Annotated in this window: 24 protein-coding genes; all 24 read right to left on the bottom strand. The window is 60.7% G+C overall.

Annotation, left to right across the window (positions count from 1 at the left end; translation table 11 throughout):
• On the bottom strand, positions 1-122 hold a 122-nt coding region (gene rpsM / locus B4E36_RS12260; RefSeq protein WP_345900402.1), incomplete at its 3' end, for a 30S ribosomal protein S13.
• A 266-nt stretch (positions 123-388) separates the two neighbouring features.
• Positions 389-979 carry an adenylate kinase gene (locus tag B4E36_RS12265; RefSeq protein WP_292055703.1) on the bottom strand — a complete coding sequence of 197 codons (591 nt, stop codon included), beginning with the start codon at positions 977-979 and terminating at the stop codon, positions 389-391.
• On the bottom strand, positions 976-2,313 hold the full coding sequence (gene secY, locus B4E36_RS12270; RefSeq protein WP_018065593.1) for a preprotein translocase subunit SecY: 1,338 nt from the start codon (positions 2,311-2,313) through the stop codon (positions 976-978). The genes B4E36_RS12265 and secY overlap by 4 nt, the downstream gene beginning before the upstream one ends.
• 220 nt (positions 2,314-2,533) lie before the next feature.
• The gene (rplO, locus tag B4E36_RS12275) at positions 2,534-3,010 is read right to left on the bottom strand and encodes a 50S ribosomal protein L15 (RefSeq protein ID WP_018065594.1); all 477 of its coding nucleotides are present in this window, start codon (positions 3,008-3,010) and stop codon (positions 2,534-2,536) included.
• Between the two features lie 14 nt (positions 3,011-3,024).
• Positions 3,025-3,225, bottom strand: a complete 201-nt coding sequence (gene rpmD, locus B4E36_RS12280) for a 50S ribosomal protein L30 (protein WP_018065595.1) — start codon at positions 3,223-3,225, stop codon at positions 3,025-3,027.
• 11 nt (positions 3,226-3,236) lie between these two features.
• Positions 3,237-3,806 (bottom strand): 30S ribosomal protein S5, encoded by a 570-nt coding sequence (rpsE, locus tag B4E36_RS12285; protein WP_018065596.1) that lies wholly within the window; start codon positions 3,804-3,806, stop codon positions 3,237-3,239.
• A gap of 158 nt (positions 3,807-3,964) precedes the next feature.
• Positions 3,965-4,327: a 50S ribosomal protein L18 gene (rplR, locus tag B4E36_RS12290; RefSeq protein WP_292055705.1), complete on the bottom strand. Its 363-nt coding sequence runs from the start codon at positions 4,325-4,327 to the stop codon at positions 3,965-3,967.
• Positions 4,328-4,339: 12 nt separating this feature from the next.
• A complete protein-coding gene (gene rplF / locus B4E36_RS12295; RefSeq protein ID WP_230722720.1) occupies positions 4,340-4,873 on the bottom strand; it encodes a 50S ribosomal protein L6 in 534 nt (177 codons plus the stop codon).
• 41 nt (positions 4,874-4,914) lie between these two features.
• Positions 4,915-5,313, bottom strand: a complete 399-nt coding sequence (rpsH, locus tag B4E36_RS12300; RefSeq protein ID WP_018065599.1) for a 30S ribosomal protein S8 — start codon at positions 5,311-5,313, stop codon at positions 4,915-4,917.
• Positions 5,314-5,324: 11 nt separating this feature from the next.
• Positions 5,325-5,630, bottom strand: a complete 306-nt coding sequence (gene rpsN / locus B4E36_RS12305; RefSeq protein ID WP_018065600.1) for a 30S ribosomal protein S14 — start codon at positions 5,628-5,630, stop codon at positions 5,325-5,327.
• Positions 5,631-5,663: 33 nt separating this feature from the next.
• Entirely contained in the window at positions 5,664-6,221 is a 558-nt protein-coding gene (gene rplE / locus B4E36_RS12310; RefSeq protein WP_018065601.1) for a 50S ribosomal protein L5, read from the bottom strand.
• Positions 6,214-6,525: a 50S ribosomal protein L24 gene (rplX, locus tag B4E36_RS12315; RefSeq protein ID WP_018065602.1), complete on the bottom strand. Its 312-nt coding sequence runs from the start codon at positions 6,523-6,525 to the stop codon at positions 6,214-6,216. The genes rplE and rplX overlap by 8 nt, the downstream gene beginning before the upstream one ends.
• 13 nt (positions 6,526-6,538) lie before the next feature.
• On the bottom strand, positions 6,539-6,907 hold the full coding sequence (rplN, locus tag B4E36_RS12320; RefSeq protein WP_018065603.1) for a 50S ribosomal protein L14: 369 nt from the start codon (positions 6,905-6,907) through the stop codon (positions 6,539-6,541).
• A gap of 350 nt (positions 6,908-7,257) precedes the next feature.
• On the bottom strand, positions 7,258-7,503 hold the full coding sequence (gene rpsQ, locus B4E36_RS12325; RefSeq protein WP_292055707.1) for a 30S ribosomal protein S17: 246 nt from the start codon (positions 7,501-7,503) through the stop codon (positions 7,258-7,260).
• A 21-nt stretch (positions 7,504-7,524) separates the two neighbouring features.
• Positions 7,525-7,725 carry a 50S ribosomal protein L29 gene (rpmC, locus tag B4E36_RS12330; RefSeq protein ID WP_026173612.1) on the bottom strand — a complete coding sequence of 67 codons (201 nt, stop codon included), beginning with the start codon at positions 7,723-7,725 and terminating at the stop codon, positions 7,525-7,527.
• 12 nt (positions 7,726-7,737) lie between these two features.
• Complete coding sequence (gene rplP / locus B4E36_RS12335; RefSeq protein WP_018065606.1) at positions 7,738-8,151, bottom strand: 50S ribosomal protein L16; 414 nt, start codon at positions 8,149-8,151, stop codon at positions 7,738-7,740.
• Positions 8,152-8,187: 36 nt separating this feature from the next.
• Positions 8,188-8,901 carry a 30S ribosomal protein S3 gene (gene rpsC / locus B4E36_RS12340; protein ID WP_018065607.1) on the bottom strand — a complete coding sequence of 238 codons (714 nt, stop codon included), beginning with the start codon at positions 8,899-8,901 and terminating at the stop codon, positions 8,188-8,190.
• Entirely contained in the window at positions 8,901-9,284 is a 384-nt protein-coding gene (gene rplV, locus B4E36_RS12345) for a 50S ribosomal protein L22 (RefSeq protein ID WP_018065608.1), read from the bottom strand. The genes rpsC and rplV overlap by 1 nt, the downstream gene beginning before the upstream one ends.
• 2 nt (positions 9,285-9,286) lie before the next feature.
• A complete protein-coding gene (gene rpsS, locus B4E36_RS12350) occupies positions 9,287-9,565 on the bottom strand; it encodes a 30S ribosomal protein S19 (protein ID WP_018065609.1) in 279 nt (92 codons plus the stop codon).
• Between the two features lie 15 nt (positions 9,566-9,580).
• A complete protein-coding gene (gene rplB / locus B4E36_RS12355; RefSeq protein WP_018065610.1) occupies positions 9,581-10,417 on the bottom strand; it encodes a 50S ribosomal protein L2 in 837 nt (278 codons plus the stop codon).
• 41 nt (positions 10,418-10,458) lie between these two features.
• Positions 10,459-10,752 carry a 50S ribosomal protein L23 gene (locus tag B4E36_RS12360; protein ID WP_018065611.1) on the bottom strand — a complete coding sequence of 98 codons (294 nt, stop codon included), beginning with the start codon at positions 10,750-10,752 and terminating at the stop codon, positions 10,459-10,461.
• Positions 10,749-11,369 (bottom strand): 50S ribosomal protein L4, encoded by a 621-nt coding sequence (gene rplD, locus B4E36_RS12365; RefSeq protein ID WP_018065612.1) that lies wholly within the window; start codon positions 11,367-11,369, stop codon positions 10,749-10,751. The genes B4E36_RS12360 and rplD overlap by 4 nt, the downstream gene beginning before the upstream one ends.
• Entirely contained in the window at positions 11,369-12,064 is a 696-nt protein-coding gene (rplC, locus tag B4E36_RS12370; protein WP_026173613.1) for a 50S ribosomal protein L3, read from the bottom strand. Before rplC ends, rplD begins: the two co-directional genes overlap by 1 nt.
• A gap of 126 nt (positions 12,065-12,190) precedes the next feature.
• Positions 12,191-12,499, bottom strand: coding sequence for a 30S ribosomal protein S10 (gene rpsJ / locus B4E36_RS12375; protein ID WP_018065614.1), 309 nt, complete (start codon positions 12,497-12,499; stop codon positions 12,191-12,193).
• Positions 12,500-12,700 lie beyond the last annotated feature (201 nt).

Below are 12,700 nucleotides of genomic sequence, written 5' to 3' on the forward strand. Positions count from 1 at the left end.
GCCGGGATGGAAGCCTTTTCGCAGATTTCCTGCGCGAATTTCGGTCCGATCCCGTGAATATACTGCAGCGCGATAACAACGCGCTTGGCAGTCGGGATGTTGACGCCAGCAATACGAGCCACGCCGATTCTCCTTAGCATTTTCTGTTGGCAGCTTGATGTCGCAAGAAACTGCCGGTTTCTTTGGCGGATAACCCGCCTGTCATTGCTCGGCCGCGACCGATATTCGTAACAAGACGCGTCCTGAAAGAATCTAAAAGGACCGTTAACCGTCTTGCCCCACGTCGCGAGTTGGAGCGCTCATAGCGGAAACAGCGCCGTAATGCAACCGATTCCTCAAATTTTATAACGTCAGGCCACCGCCTTGCGGCGGCCTGCGCACAATCGCGTCAGGCCGAAGCGTCGGCCAGAATTTTCTCCACTTCGGCGGTCACGGCATCCATGTCCGCCATGCCATCAACCGTGCGCAGTTTGCCCTTGGCATAATAATAGCCGATCAGCGGCGCCGTGCTCTTGTAATAGGCGCGAAGCCGGTCGGCATAGACCTCCGCGTTGTCATCCTTGCGGACCGGCTCACCGCTGGCCTTAGCCTCTTCCGCGCGTCGGAGGATACGACCGACCATCGCCGAATCATCGACGGCGAGTTCGATGGCAACGTCGAGGGACAGCCCCTTCTCGCTCAGCATGGCGTCGACTGCGTCGGCCTGCACCAAAGTGCGGGGATAGCCGTCGAGAATGAACCCGCCGGCGCAATCCGCCTGCTCGATCCGATCGGAAACGATCGCGTTGACCACATCGTCGGGCACGAGTTCGCCGGCATCCATAAGCGCCTTGGCCCTCTTGCCGACCTCGGTCCCGGCAGCCACAGCCGCACGCAGCATATCGCCCGTGGAAAGCTGCGGGATGCCATGCCTGGCAACGATGCGCTGCGCCTGCGTCCCCTTGCCGGCGCCCGGCGGTCCCAGAAGTATAAGTCTCATCGTCCCCTCTTTCCTCCCCGCAATTTCGATTTCTTGATCAGCCCCTCATACTGCTGGGCAATCAGATGTCCCTGGATCTGCGATACGGTATCCAAGGTCACGCTGACGATAATGAGCAGCGAGGTGCCGCCAAGTGCCAGAGACACGCCAGTGCGGGCCACGAGGATCTCCGGCAGGATGCAGACGAAGACCAGATAGATCGCACCGACAACGGTAATGCGAGTCAGAACATAGTCTATGTATTCGGCGGTGCGCTCACCGGGGCGGATGCCCGGAATGAAGCCGCCATGCCGCTTCAAATTATCCGCCGTTTCCTTCGGGTTGAAGACGATGGCGGTGTAGAAGAAGGCAAAGAACGCGATCAGCAGGCCGTAGACGATCATGTAGAGCGCCTGACCATGGCCGAGCGATGCGATGATGGCGGTCGCCCAGCTCGGCAGTTCCGAAGACGTGAAGCCCGCAAGCGTCGCCGGCAGCAGAAGCAGCGAGGACGCGAAGATTGCCGGGATGACGCCCGAGGTGTTGAGCTTCAGCGGCAGGTGCGAGGTGTCGCCCTGGAACATGCGGTTGCCGACCTGGCGCTTCGGATACTGGATCAGAAGCCGGCGCTGGGCGCGTTCCACGAAGACGATCAGCGCGAACACCGCGATCACTACGACGAGGATCAGGATCGTGACGAAAGCCGAGATCGAACCGACGCTCGACAGTTCCAGCATGTTGCCGACGGCGGCCGGAAGGCCCGCGACGATGCCGGAGAAGATGATCAGCGAAATGCCGTTGCCGATGCCGCGCGAGGTGATCTGCTCCCCAAGCCACATCAGGAACATGGTGCCGCCGACAAGCGTGACGACGGTGGAGAGAATGAAGAACCAGCCGGGATCGGTGACCAGATTGGCGCCGGACTGCAGGCCGATCGCAATGCCATAGGCCTGCGCCGTCGCCAGCACCACCGTGCCGTAGCGGGTATACTGGTTGATGATCTTGCGGCCCTGCTCGCCTTCCTTCTTCAGCGCTTCCAGCGACGGCACGACGGCGGTCAGGAGCTGCACGATGATCGAGGCCGAGATATAGGGCATGATGCCAAGCGCGAAGATCGCCATGCGCTGCACCGCGCCGCCCGAGAACATGTTGAACATGCCGAGGATGCCCTCGGACTGGCCCTGGAAGGCCTGGGCATAGGCATCGAGATTGATACCGGGAAGCGGGATATGCGTACCCAGCCGGTACACGAGAAGCGCCAGAAGGGTGAACCAGATCCGCTTCTTCAGATCCGTCGCCTTGGCAAAGGTCGAGAAGTTCAGATTGGATGCGAGTTGTTCCGCTGCAGAAGCCATGCGTATCTCCGCGTCGCCGCACGGCCGCAGAAGAGCGCCCGGTGCGAAAAATTGCCCGATTCGTAACAGGCGACATCGCTCCATTTCGAACGTGGGCCGTCTTCACGATAAACCACCCGCTTGGCTTTTTTGAGGGCCAGCCGGTGGTCGAGGCACATATGGAAGAAAAAACGCCCGGTGTGAAGCACTCCGGGCGTAGATTTTTCAAATAGAAGCCGAATTATTCGGCGTTTTTGGCGCCGGAGGCAACGGTGATCGAGCCGCCGGCCTTTTCGATCTTCTCGATCGCGGCCTTGGAAGCGCCTGCGACTTCGAGCGTCAGCTTGGCCTTCAGTTCGCCGTCGGAAAGCACGCGAACGCCGTCCTTGACGCGGCGAATCACGCCGGCTTCCTTGAGGGTTTCGGCCGTGACCGTCTTCTTGGCGTCGAGCTTCTTGGCGTCAACGGCGGCCTGGAGGCGGCCGAGCGACACTTCAGCGAAGTCCTTCGAAAAGATGTTGACGAAGCCGCGCTTCGGCAGACGACGGTAGATCGGCATCTGGCCGCCTTCGAAGCCGTTGATGGCAACGCCCGAACGGGACTTCTGACCCTTGACGCCGCGACCGCCGGTCTTGCCGGAGCCCGAACCGATGCCGCGGCCGAGACGCTTCTTGGAATGCGTCGCGCCTTCGCGATCCTTGATTTCGTTCAGTTTCATGATGTTCTCCCGTCTCACTTCTCGTCGACGACGCGGACGAGATGGGGAATGCTGTTGATCATGCCGCGAACGGAAGGGGTATCTTCCAGGGTGCGCACACGATGCATCTTGTTGAGGCCGAGGCCGATCAGCGTCTGGCGCTGTACGGCGGGACGGCGGATCGGGCTGCCGATCTGCTCAACGGTGACAGTCTTCTTGGTGCTTGCTTTGGCCATGGTTGCCTCCCTTACTCGTCGACAACAGCGCCAGCGGCCTGGCGGCGAGCCTGCAGCGTGGCGTATTTCAGGCCGCGCTGGGCTGCTATGTCCTTCGGATGCATCTGGCTCTTCAGGGCATCAAAGGTGGCGCGAACCATGTTGTAGGGATTGGACGAGCCGGTCGACTTGGCGACGACGTCGGCAACACCCAGGGTTTCGAAAACGGCGCGCATCGGACCGCCGGCGATGATGCCGGTACCGGCCTTGGCGGTGCGCAGCAGAACCTTGCCGGCGCCGTGACGGCCCTTGATGTCGTGATGCAGCGTACGGCCGTCGCGCAGCGGCACGAAAATCATCTCGCGCTTGGCGGCTTCCGTCGCCTTGCGGATGGCTTCCGGCACTTCGCGGGCCTTGCCGTGGCCGAAGCCGACGCGGCCCTTGCCGTCGCCGACGACGACGAGCGCTGCAAAGCCCATGCGGCGACCGCCCTTGACGGTCTTGGCAACGCGATTGATGGCAACGAGCTTGTCAACGAATTCGCTGTCGCGCTCATCCCGGTTGTGGCGATCGTCGCGCGATCCCCTTCTGTCCTGTGCCATTGTCCTGTTCCTTTTTCTTTTCCGGGTGCAATCGGCATATGGAAAGGCCGCTAGCCTCTAGCGTGGCGGCCGGCGAACGGTCGGGCGACTTGGCTCTTCAAGAGCAGTATCGGCCCGCCGGGTGCGAGACGCGCTGAGACGCGCGCCTCATAACTTCATCAGAAGCTCAGACCGCCTTCGCGGGCGCCGTCGGCCAGAGCCTTGATGCGACCGTGAAAGATGAAGGCGCCGCGATCGAACACGACTTCCTTGACGCCGGCCTTGGTGGCGCGCTCGGCGACGAGCTTGCCAACGGCTTCAGCCGCGTCGCGGTCCGCGCCGGTCTTCAGCGAAGACTTGAGCGAAGCGTCGAGCGTCGATGCGGCGGCCAGCGTGCGGCCGGCCGCGTCATCGATGATCTGGGCATAAATGTTCTTCGAAGAACGATGGACCGACAGACGCGGGCGGCCGTTCGCGACCTTCTTGAGCTGTCGGCGCACGCGGCTGGCGCGGCGTGCAATGGTTTCTTTCCTGCTAGCCATAACGCGTGATCCTTACTTCTTCTTGCCTTCCTTGCGGACGATGCGCTCTTCCGCGTATTTCACGCCCTTGCCCTTGTAGGGCTCGGGACCGCGATATTCGCGAATGTTCGCAGCGACCTGGCCGACAACCTGCTTGTCGATGCCGGTGACGGTGATTTCCGTCGGCTTCGGGCAAGCGAGCGTGATGCCTTCCGGCGGCTGGTACACAACTTCGTGGGAGAAACCGAGCGAGAGCTGCAGGTTCTTGCCCTGCATCGCCGCGCGGTAACCAACGCCGTTGATCTCGAGCTTGCGCTCGTAGCCGTCGGTGACGCCCTTCATGATGTTTTCAACCATGGTCCGGGACATGCCCCACTTGGAGCGGGCTTCCTTGGACTGGTTGATCGGGGAAACGACGATCGCGCCGTCTTCCATTGCAACGCTGACTTCGTCATTGGCGACGAAGAACAGTTCGCCCTTCGGGCCCTTGGCTGTGATCTTCTGGCCGTCCACCGACGCAGTCACACCCTTGGGAACCTGAACGGGCCTTTTACCGATACGAGACATTTGTTTTACCTGTCTGTTTCGCTAGGCGGCTCCGCGCGATCTTAGAAGATCGAGCAGAGAACCTCGCCACCAACATTCTGTTCGCGCGCCTGGTGATCAGCCATCACACCCTTGGGGGTGGAGAGGATCGTGATACCCAGACCGTTTGCGACCTGCGGAATGGACTTGACCGAGACATAGACCCGGCGGCCCGGCTTGGAAACGCGGGCGATCTCGCGGATCACGGACGCGTTTTCATAATACTTCAGCTCGATTTCGATCTCGGACTTGCCGTTGTCGAAGTCGGTCTGGGTGTAGCCGCGGATGTAGCCTTCAGCCTGCAGAACGTCGAGAACGCGGGCGCGCAGCTTGGAAGCCGGCGTGGTCACGGACGTCTTGCGACGCGAAGCGCCGTTGCGGATACGGGTGAGCATATCGCCCAGGGGATCGGACATTGCCATGAGGCGCCTCCTTACCAGCTCGACTTGACAATACCGGGCACTTTGCCGGTGTTGCCAAGGTCACGAAGTGCGATACGGGACATGCCCAGCTTGCGGTAATACGCACGCGGGCGGCCTGACACTTGGCAACGGTTGCGGATGCGCGTCTTGGAGCCGTCGCGCGGCATATCGGCAAGCTTCAGGGTCGCGCGGAAGCGCTCCTCGATCGGAAGCTTCTGGTCCTTGATGATCGCCTTCAGCGCGGCACGCTTCTCAGCATCCCGGGCAACCGTCTCGCGGCGGCGCTTGTTCTTTTCGACTGCGCTTGTCTTCGCCATGTCGTTGTTCCTTTTCTACGCTCGTCGTTACGGTTACTTGCGGAACGGGAAGTTGAACGCCGTCAAAAGCGCCCGTGCTTCATCGTCCTTGGTAGCCGTCGTGCAAACGATAATATCCATGCCCCACATCTGATCGACCTTGTCGTATTCGATCTCAGGAAACACGATGTGCTCCTTGACGCCCATGGCGAAGTTGCCACGCCCGTCAAAGCTCTTCGGATTGAGGCCCCGGAAGTCGCGAACGCGCGGAAGCGCGATGTTGATGAGGCGATCAACGAATTCATACATGCGGTTGCCGCGCAGCGTCACCTTGGCGCCGATCGGCATGCCTTCGCGGACCTTGAAGCCGGCGATGGAGTTGCGAGCGTGGGTGACGATCGCCTTCTGACCGGCAATCGCGGCCAGATCCGCGGCAGCGTTGGCAGGCTTCTTGCTGTCGCCAACCGCTTCGCCGACGCCCATGTTGATCACGACCTTGTCCAGGCGCGGAATCATCATGCCGTTGGCGTAGGAGAACTGCTCCTGCATCTGCGGGCGGATCTTTTCGAGGTAGACCGTCTTCAGACGCGGCTCATACTTTGCTTCAGCCATCGATCACTTCTCCCGAACGCTTTGCATAGCGGACCTTCTTGTCACCCTCGACCTTGAAACCGACGCGGGTCGGCTTGCCGTCCTTGGGATCGGCAACAGCGAGGTTCGACAGATGGATCGGCGCTTCCTTGGCGATGATGCCGGCCTCGGTGGTCTGCGTCTGGCGCTGGTGGCGACGCACGACATTGATGCCGGAAACGACGGCGCGGTCATCCTTCGGGGAAACCGCGACCACTTCACCGGTGCGACCCTTGTCCTTGCCGGCGATGACGACGACCTTGTCGCCCTTCTTGATTCTCTGCATTTTCCGCGCTCCCTTACAGAACTTCAGGAGCCAGGGAAATGATCTTCATATGGCTCTTGGCGCGCAGCTCGCGCGGCACTGGCCCGAAGATACGCGTACCAATCGGCTCTTTGTTGTTGTTGATCAAAACGGCGGCATTGCCGTCGAAGCGGATGACCGAGCCGTCAGCGCGGCGGATGTCCTTCGCCGTGCGCACGACGACGGCCTTCATCACATCGCCCTTCTTGACGCGTCCACGCGGAACAGCCTCTTTCACGGACACGACGATGATATCGCCGACCGAGGCATATTTACGCTTGGAGCCGCCCAGAACCTTGATGCACATGACACGACGCGCGCCGGAATTATCCGCCACGTCGAGGTTTGTTTGCATCTGAATCATATCAGGTCGCCTTCTTGTTGTTACCGGCCCGGTTGGGAACACCCCCTAGACCAGCTTAATCGACACGTATCGAAGCGCCCGCCTGCCCCTATCCCGGAGCCTGCGGCCGCTCAAATTCCCTACCCGGCCCATCGCGCCGCCTTTCAGGCAACACGAGGTCAAGAGCCGGAGCGTCTTGGTGTAGCGTCTTTCAGGATGCCATGCGGATCGAGGATCCGGCCCAAACCTGGGCAGCGCCCTTACGGAAAAGGCCGCCCGTTGCCGGACGCCCTTTGCACATCTGTCGTGCTACATACAGAAATTTCGCCAAAGCGCAAGGGCTCGGGCCAAATACTGCCGGTATTTCCCGATCAAGCGTCGGCGGAAACGGTGGAAACCACCGTCCAGCGCTTGTCCTTGGAAACCGGAGCGCATTCTTCGATGAATACGGTGTCCCCGGTCTTGTACTGGTTTTCAGCGTCGTGCGCCTTGTACTTCTTCGAGCGGCGTACGGTCTTCTGGAGAAGCGGGTGGGCGAAACGACGCTCAACCCGGACGACGACCGTTTTATCGTTCTTGTCGCTAACGACAACGCCTTGCAGGATGCGTTTAGGCATTTTCTTGTCGGTCCCTTACGTTCAGGCCTTGGAGGCCGAAGCCTTCTGGCTTGCGATTGTCTTTACACGCGCGATGTCGCGACGAACCTGCTTGATGCGGCCCGTCTGCTCCAGCTGGCCGGTCGCCTTCTGGAAGCGCAGGTTGAACTGCTCCTTCTTCAGCTTGGCGAGTTCGTCCTTGAGCTGGTCTTCGCTCATGGCGTGTACGTCAGAGGTTTTCATCAGTACCACTCCTTATTCGGCGATGCGCTGGATGAAGCGCGTCTTGACCGAAAGCTTGGCAGCGCCGAGACGCAGGGCTTCGCGGGCAATGTCTTCGCTCACGCCGTCGATTTCGAACATGATCCGGCCGGGCTTGACCTTGGCTGCCCAATAGTCGACGCCGCCCTTACCTTTACCCATACGCACTTCGGTCGGCTTCGAGGTGACCGGAACGTCGGGGAAAATACGGATCCATACACGGCCGGCACGCTTCATGTGACGGGTGATCGCGCGGCGGGCCGCCTCGATCTCGCGTGCATTGACGCGGTTGGGTTCCTGCGCCTTCAGCCCATATTCACCGAAAGCCAGGTCGCTGCCGCCCTTGGCAACGCCATGGATGCGGCCCTTGAACTGCTTGCGGTACTTTGTACGCTTTGGCTGCAACATTTTCTTTTATCTCCGAACTTCGCCGAACGCCTGAAATCAGGCGTTCTCGCGGCGGCGATTGTTGCCGCTGTTACCCTTGTTGTCGCCTTCGGTCGCGCGACGCTCGGAGGCCATCGGATCGTGCTCAAGGATTTCGCCCTTGAAGATCCAGACCTTGATGCCGCAGATGCCGTATGCGGTTTCAGCTTCGGCCGTGCCGTAGTCGATGTCGGCGCGCAGCGTGTGAAGCGGAACGCGGCCTTCGCGATACCATTCGGTACGCGCGATTTCCGCGCCGCCGAGACGGCCGCCGCAAACGATACGGATGCCTTCGGCGCCCATGCGCATCGCGGTCTGAACCGAACGCTTCATGGCGCGGCGGAACGCGATACGGCGCTCGAGCTGCTGAGCAATCGACTGTGCAACCAGCGTGGCGTCGGTTTCCGGCTTGCGCACTTCAACGATGTTGAGGTGCATTTCCGAATCCGTCATCGTGCCAAGCTTGCGGCGCAGCTTCTCGATGTCAGCGCCCTTCTTGCCGATGATCAGACCCGGACGCGCCGAATGGATCGTCACGCGGCACTTCTTGTGCGGACGCTCGATCACGACCTTGGAAACGCCAGCCTGCTTCAGTTCCTTCTGAATATAGCTGCGGATCTTCAGGTCTTCGTGAAGAAGCTTGCCATATTCATGGTTGTCTGCGAACCAGCGGCTGTCCCAGGTGCGGTTGATACCGAGGCGGAAGCCGATCGGATTGATTTTCTGACCCATTATGCGGCCTCCTCTTCGACTTCGCGAACGACGATCGTCAGGTGCGAGAACGGCTTCAGGATGCGCGATGCGCGGCCACGACCACGAACCATGAAGCGCTTGGCGACAATCGACTTGCCGACATAGGCTTCCGCGACGATGAGCTGGTCAGGGTCGAGATCGTGGTTGTTTTCTGCATTCGCGATCGCCGATTCCAGCGTCTTGCGGACCGTCTCGGAAACCCGCTTCTGCGAGAATTCGAGTTCGGCCAGCGCCCGGTCAACCTTCTTGCCGCGGATCATGGCGGCGACGAGGTTGAGCTTCTGCGGGCTGACGCGGATGGTGCGCGTAACGGCCTGCGCCTCATTTTCCTTAAGCCGGCGCGCGGCTTTTGCCTTGCCCATTGTTACTTCCTCTTCGCCTTCTTGTCGGCGCCGTGACCATAATAGGTACGGGTCGGCGCGAATTCGCCGAACTTGTGGCCGACCATGTCTTCCGATACCGAAACCGGAATGTGTTTCGAACCATTGTAGACGCCGAAGGTGAGACCGACGAACTGCGGCATGATCGTGGAGCGACGGCTCCAGATCTTGATCACTTCGTGGCGGCCGCCTTCACGAACCTTCTCAGCCTTCTTGAGAAGATAGCCGTCAACAAACGGTCCCTTCCATACTGAACGAGCCATTTCAGACTACCTCTCTTATTTCTTCTTCTGGTGGCGCGAACGCATGATGAACTTGTCGGTCGACTTGTTCTTGCGCGTACGCTTGCCCTTGGTGGGCTTGCCCCAGGGCGAGACCGGGTGACGACCACCGGAGGTGCGGCCTTCACCACCACCGTGCGGGTGGTCGATCGGGTTCATGACGACGCCGCGAACATGCGGACGCTTGCCCCGCCAGCGCGAACGACCGGCCTTGCCGTCATTCGTGTTGGAGTGATCGGGGTTCGATACAGCGCCGATCGTTGCAAGGCAAGAGCCCGGCACCAGACGCTGTTCGCCGGAGTTGAGCCGCAGGATCGCCATGCCCTGGTCGCGACCGACCAGCTGGACATAGGTGCCTGCCGAACGGGCGATCTGACCGCCCTTGCCCGGCTTCATCTCGACGTTGTGCACGATCGAGCCGACCGGAATGTTCTGCAGCGGCATCGCATTGCCGGGCTTCACGTCGATGGCGCTGTCTGCAGCCTGCACCTTGTCGCCGACAGCCAGACGCTGCGGAGCAAGGATGTAGGCCAGTTCGCCATCGGCGTAGTTGATCAGCGCGATGAAGGCCGACCGGTTGGGGTCGTATTCAAGACGCTCGACCGTGCCCTCGACGCCGAACTTGCGACGCTTGAAGTCGATCATGCGATAGGTGCGCTTGTGGCCACCGCCCTGGAAGCGCGCCGTAACGCGACCGTAGTTGTTACGGCCACCCTTCGAAGACAGGCCCTGCGTCAACGCCTTGACGGGCTTGCCCTTGTAAAGCTCCGAACGCTCGACGATTACCAGTTGGCGCTGGCTCGGCGTTGTCGGATTGAATGTTTTCAATGCCATTTTCTCATTCCCTATTGGGTCTTTACCCTAACGGGTCTGTTTCAAACGCCGGTCGTCACGTCCACGGACTGGCCTTCAGCCAGGGTGACGATCGCCTTCTTGACGTCCTTCTGCTTGCCGGAGAAATTCCGGAAGCGCTTGATCTTGCCCTTGCGCACAAGCGTGTTGACCGCCTTGACCTTGACGCCGAAGAGTTCTTCGACGGCGGCCTTGATCTCGGGCTTGCTTGCAGTCTTGGCAACGTTGAACACGACCTGGTTGTTGTCGGAAACAAGGGTCGATTTTTCAGTGATGACCGGCGAAACGATCACGTCGTAATGGCGGATATCGCTCATTTGAACCGCTCCTCCAGAGCTTCGACCGCAGACTTCGACAGCACGAGCTTGCCGCGGCGCAGGATGTCATACACGTTGATGCCCTGAACCGGCAGAACATCGATATTCGGAATGTTGCGGGCCGCCAGCTTGAAGTTGCCGTCCACTTCCGCACCGCCGATGATCAGCGCATTGTCGAGGCCGAGACCGGTGAACTGCGAAAGCAGCGCCTTGGTCTTGGCTTCCTTGGCAACCAGATCGTCGATGATGATCAGGTCCTCGGACTTCGCCTTGGTCGACAGCGCATGCTTCAGAGCGAGCGCGCGGACCTTCTTCGGCAGATCGTGCGAGTGATCGCGAACGACCGGGCCATGGGCGACACCACCGCCGCGGAACTGCGGCGCACGCTTGGCGTGGTGGCGGGCGTTACCGGTGCCCTTCTGCTTGTACATCTTGGCGCCGGTCAGCGACACTTCCGAGCGTCCCTTGACCTTGTGCGAACCCTGACGCTTGGCAGCGAGCTGGTAGCGAACCATGCGGGCGAGGATGTCTTCGCGCGGCTCGAGGCCGAAGATCTCGTCCTTCAGGCTGACTTTGCCGGCGTCCTTGCCCTCAAGTGTTTTAACTGTGAGATCCATTATTCGGCTCCATTGGTTTCAGCCGCACGCAGGCCGGCAGGCCGCGGCGCATTTTCAGGAACACCGGACTTCACGGCATCGCGAACCGTAATCCAGGCGCCCTTCGAACCGGGAACGGCGCCCTTGACGAGGATCAGGCCGCGCTCTTCATCGGTGCGGACGACCTCGAGGTTCTGCGTGGTGACGCGGGTCTGGCCCATGTGACCGGCCATCTTCTTGCCCTTCCAGACCTTGCCCGGGTCCTGGTTGGAACCGGTCGAGCCGTGCGAACGGTGCGAGACCGAAACGCCGTGGGTAGCGCGAAGGCCGCCGAAGTTGTGGCGCTTCATCGCACCGGCAAAACCCTTACCGATGGTGGTGCCGGTGACGTCGACGAGCTGGCCCGAAACGAAGTGGCTGGCCGTCAGTTCGGCGCCAACATCGAGCAGGTTGTCTTCCGACACGCGGAATTCGACGAGCTTGGCCTTCGGCTCAACGGAGCCGGCGGCAAAGTGCCCGCGCAGCGCCTTCGAGGTGTTCTTGACCTTCGAGCGGCCGGCGCCGAGCTGAACGGCGGTGTAGCCGTTCTTTTCCTTGGTGCGCGTGGAGACGACCTGGCAGCCTTCCATTCGCAAAACTGTTACAGGGATATGCTCTCCTGCGTCTGTGAAGACGCGGGTCATTCCCACCTTCTGTGCTATCACACCTGAACGCATCGGTTCGTTCCTTTTAGAGTTCCGGCCTTCGGCAGAGCCTCCGGCGTGTCTCTTTTTGGGACATCATGCGCGCTTCCATAAAGCGCCCAGCGATTGGTCCCGTTTAATTATCCCTCGCCCTGGAAATCAGAGCTTGATTTCAACGTCCACGCCGGCAGCCAGATCGAGCTTCATTAGCGCGTCAACGGTCTGCGGGGTCGGGTCGACAATGTCGAGCAGGCGCTTGTGGGTGCGCATTTCAAACTGCTCGCGGCTCTTCTTGTCGATATGCGGGCCACGGTTGACCGTGAACTTCTCGATCCGCGTCGGAAGCGGAACCGGACCGCGAACATTGGCGCCCGTGCGCTTGGCCGTCGAAACGATCTCACGCGTGGAGGCATCAAGGATCCGGTGATCAAACGCCTTCAGGCGGATGCGGATATTCTGGCCGTTCATGCGACTCGTCCTTGTCTTGTTCTTATCTCCGCCATCTCTCTTCGATCAGGCGCGTTGCTAACTTGCAGCCCGGGCTTGCCGGCTTTTCAAACATCTGCAGGGGCGGCTGACCCGCCCCTGACATATTTGCGTCAAGCCCTCAGGGCCAGCCGCTTACTTGATGATCGAGGCGACGATGCCGGCGCCGACGGTGCGGCCGCC

This window comes from Martelella sp. UBA3392, assembly GCF_002358775.1.
GTDB classification, from domain to species: domain Bacteria; phylum Pseudomonadota; class Alphaproteobacteria; order Rhizobiales; family Rhizobiaceae; genus Martelella; species Martelella mediterranea.

Coding starts and splice junctions, on each gene's coding strand:
- rplN (WP_018065603.1), bottom strand. CDS start 6,907: ATGATTCAGATGCAAACAAACCTCGACGTGGCGGATAATTCCGGCGCG.
- secY (WP_018065593.1), bottom strand. CDS start 2,313: ATGGCTTCTGCAGCGGAACAACTCGCATCCAATCTGAACTTCTCGACC.
- rpsH (WP_018065599.1), bottom strand. CDS start 5,313: ATGGCAATGTCCGATCCCCTGGGCGATATGCTCACCCGTATCCGCAAC.
- B4E36_RS12265 (WP_292055703.1), bottom strand. CDS start 979: ATGAGACTTATACTTCTGGGACCGCCGGGCGCCGGCAAGGGGACGCAG.
- rpsS (WP_018065609.1), bottom strand. CDS start 9,565: ATGGCTCGTTCAGTATGGAAGGGACCGTTTGTTGACGGCTATCTTCTC.
- rpmC (WP_026173612.1), bottom strand. CDS start 7,725: ATGAAAACCTCTGACGTACACGCCATGAGCGAAGACCAGCTCAAGGAC.
- rplX (WP_018065602.1), bottom strand. CDS start 6,525: ATGCAGAGAATCAAGAAGGGCGACAAGGTCGTCGTCATCGCCGGCAAG.
- rpsE (WP_018065596.1), bottom strand. CDS start 3,806: ATGGCACAGGACAGAAGGGGATCGCGCGACGATCGCCACAACCGGGAT.
- rplV (WP_018065608.1), bottom strand. CDS start 9,284: ATGGGCAAGGCAAAAGCCGCGCGCCGGCTTAAGGAAAATGAGGCGCAG.
- rplO (WP_018065594.1), bottom strand. CDS start 3,010: ATGAAACTGAACGAAATCAAGGATCGCGAAGGCGCGACGCATTCCAAG.
- rplC (WP_026173613.1), bottom strand. CDS start 12,064: ATGCGTTCAGGTGTGATAGCACAGAAGGTGGGAATGACCCGCGTCTTC.
- rplE (WP_018065601.1), bottom strand. CDS start 6,221: ATGGCTGAAGCAAAGTATGAGCCGCGTCTGAAGACGGTCTACCTCGAA.
- rpsQ (WP_292055707.1), bottom strand. CDS start 7,503: ATGCCTAAACGCATCCTGCAAGGCGTTGTCGTTAGCGACAAGAACGAT.
- rplB (WP_018065610.1), bottom strand. CDS start 10,417: ATGGCATTGAAAACATTCAATCCGACAACGCCGAGCCAGCGCCAACTG.
- B4E36_RS12360 (WP_018065611.1), bottom strand. CDS start 10,752: ATGAGCGATATCCGCCATTACGACGTGATCGTTTCGCCGGTCATCACT.
- rpsN (WP_018065600.1), bottom strand. CDS start 5,630: ATGGCGAAGACAAGCGCAGTCGAAAAGAACAAGCGCCGCCGCGAGACG.
- rpsJ (WP_018065614.1), bottom strand. CDS start 12,499: ATGAACGGCCAGAATATCCGCATCCGCCTGAAGGCGTTTGATCACCGG.
- rpsC (WP_018065607.1), bottom strand. CDS start 8,901: ATGGGTCAGAAAATCAATCCGATCGGCTTCCGCCTCGGTATCAACCGC.
- rplR (WP_292055705.1), bottom strand. CDS start 4,327: ATGGCTAGCAGGAAAGAAACCATTGCACGCCGCGCCAGCCGCGTGCGC.
- rplF (WP_230722720.1), bottom strand. CDS start 4,873: ATGTCTCGTATCGGTAAAAGGCCCGTTCAGGTTCCCAAGGGTGTGACT.
- rplD (WP_018065612.1), bottom strand. CDS start 11,369: ATGGATCTCACAGTTAAAACACTTGAGGGCAAGGACGCCGGCAAAGTC.
- rpmD (WP_018065595.1), bottom strand. CDS start 3,225: ATGGCCAAAGCAAGCACCAAGAAGACTGTCACCGTTGAGCAGATCGGC.
- rplP (WP_018065606.1), bottom strand. CDS start 8,151: ATGTTGCAGCCAAAGCGTACAAAGTACCGCAAGCAGTTCAAGGGCCGC.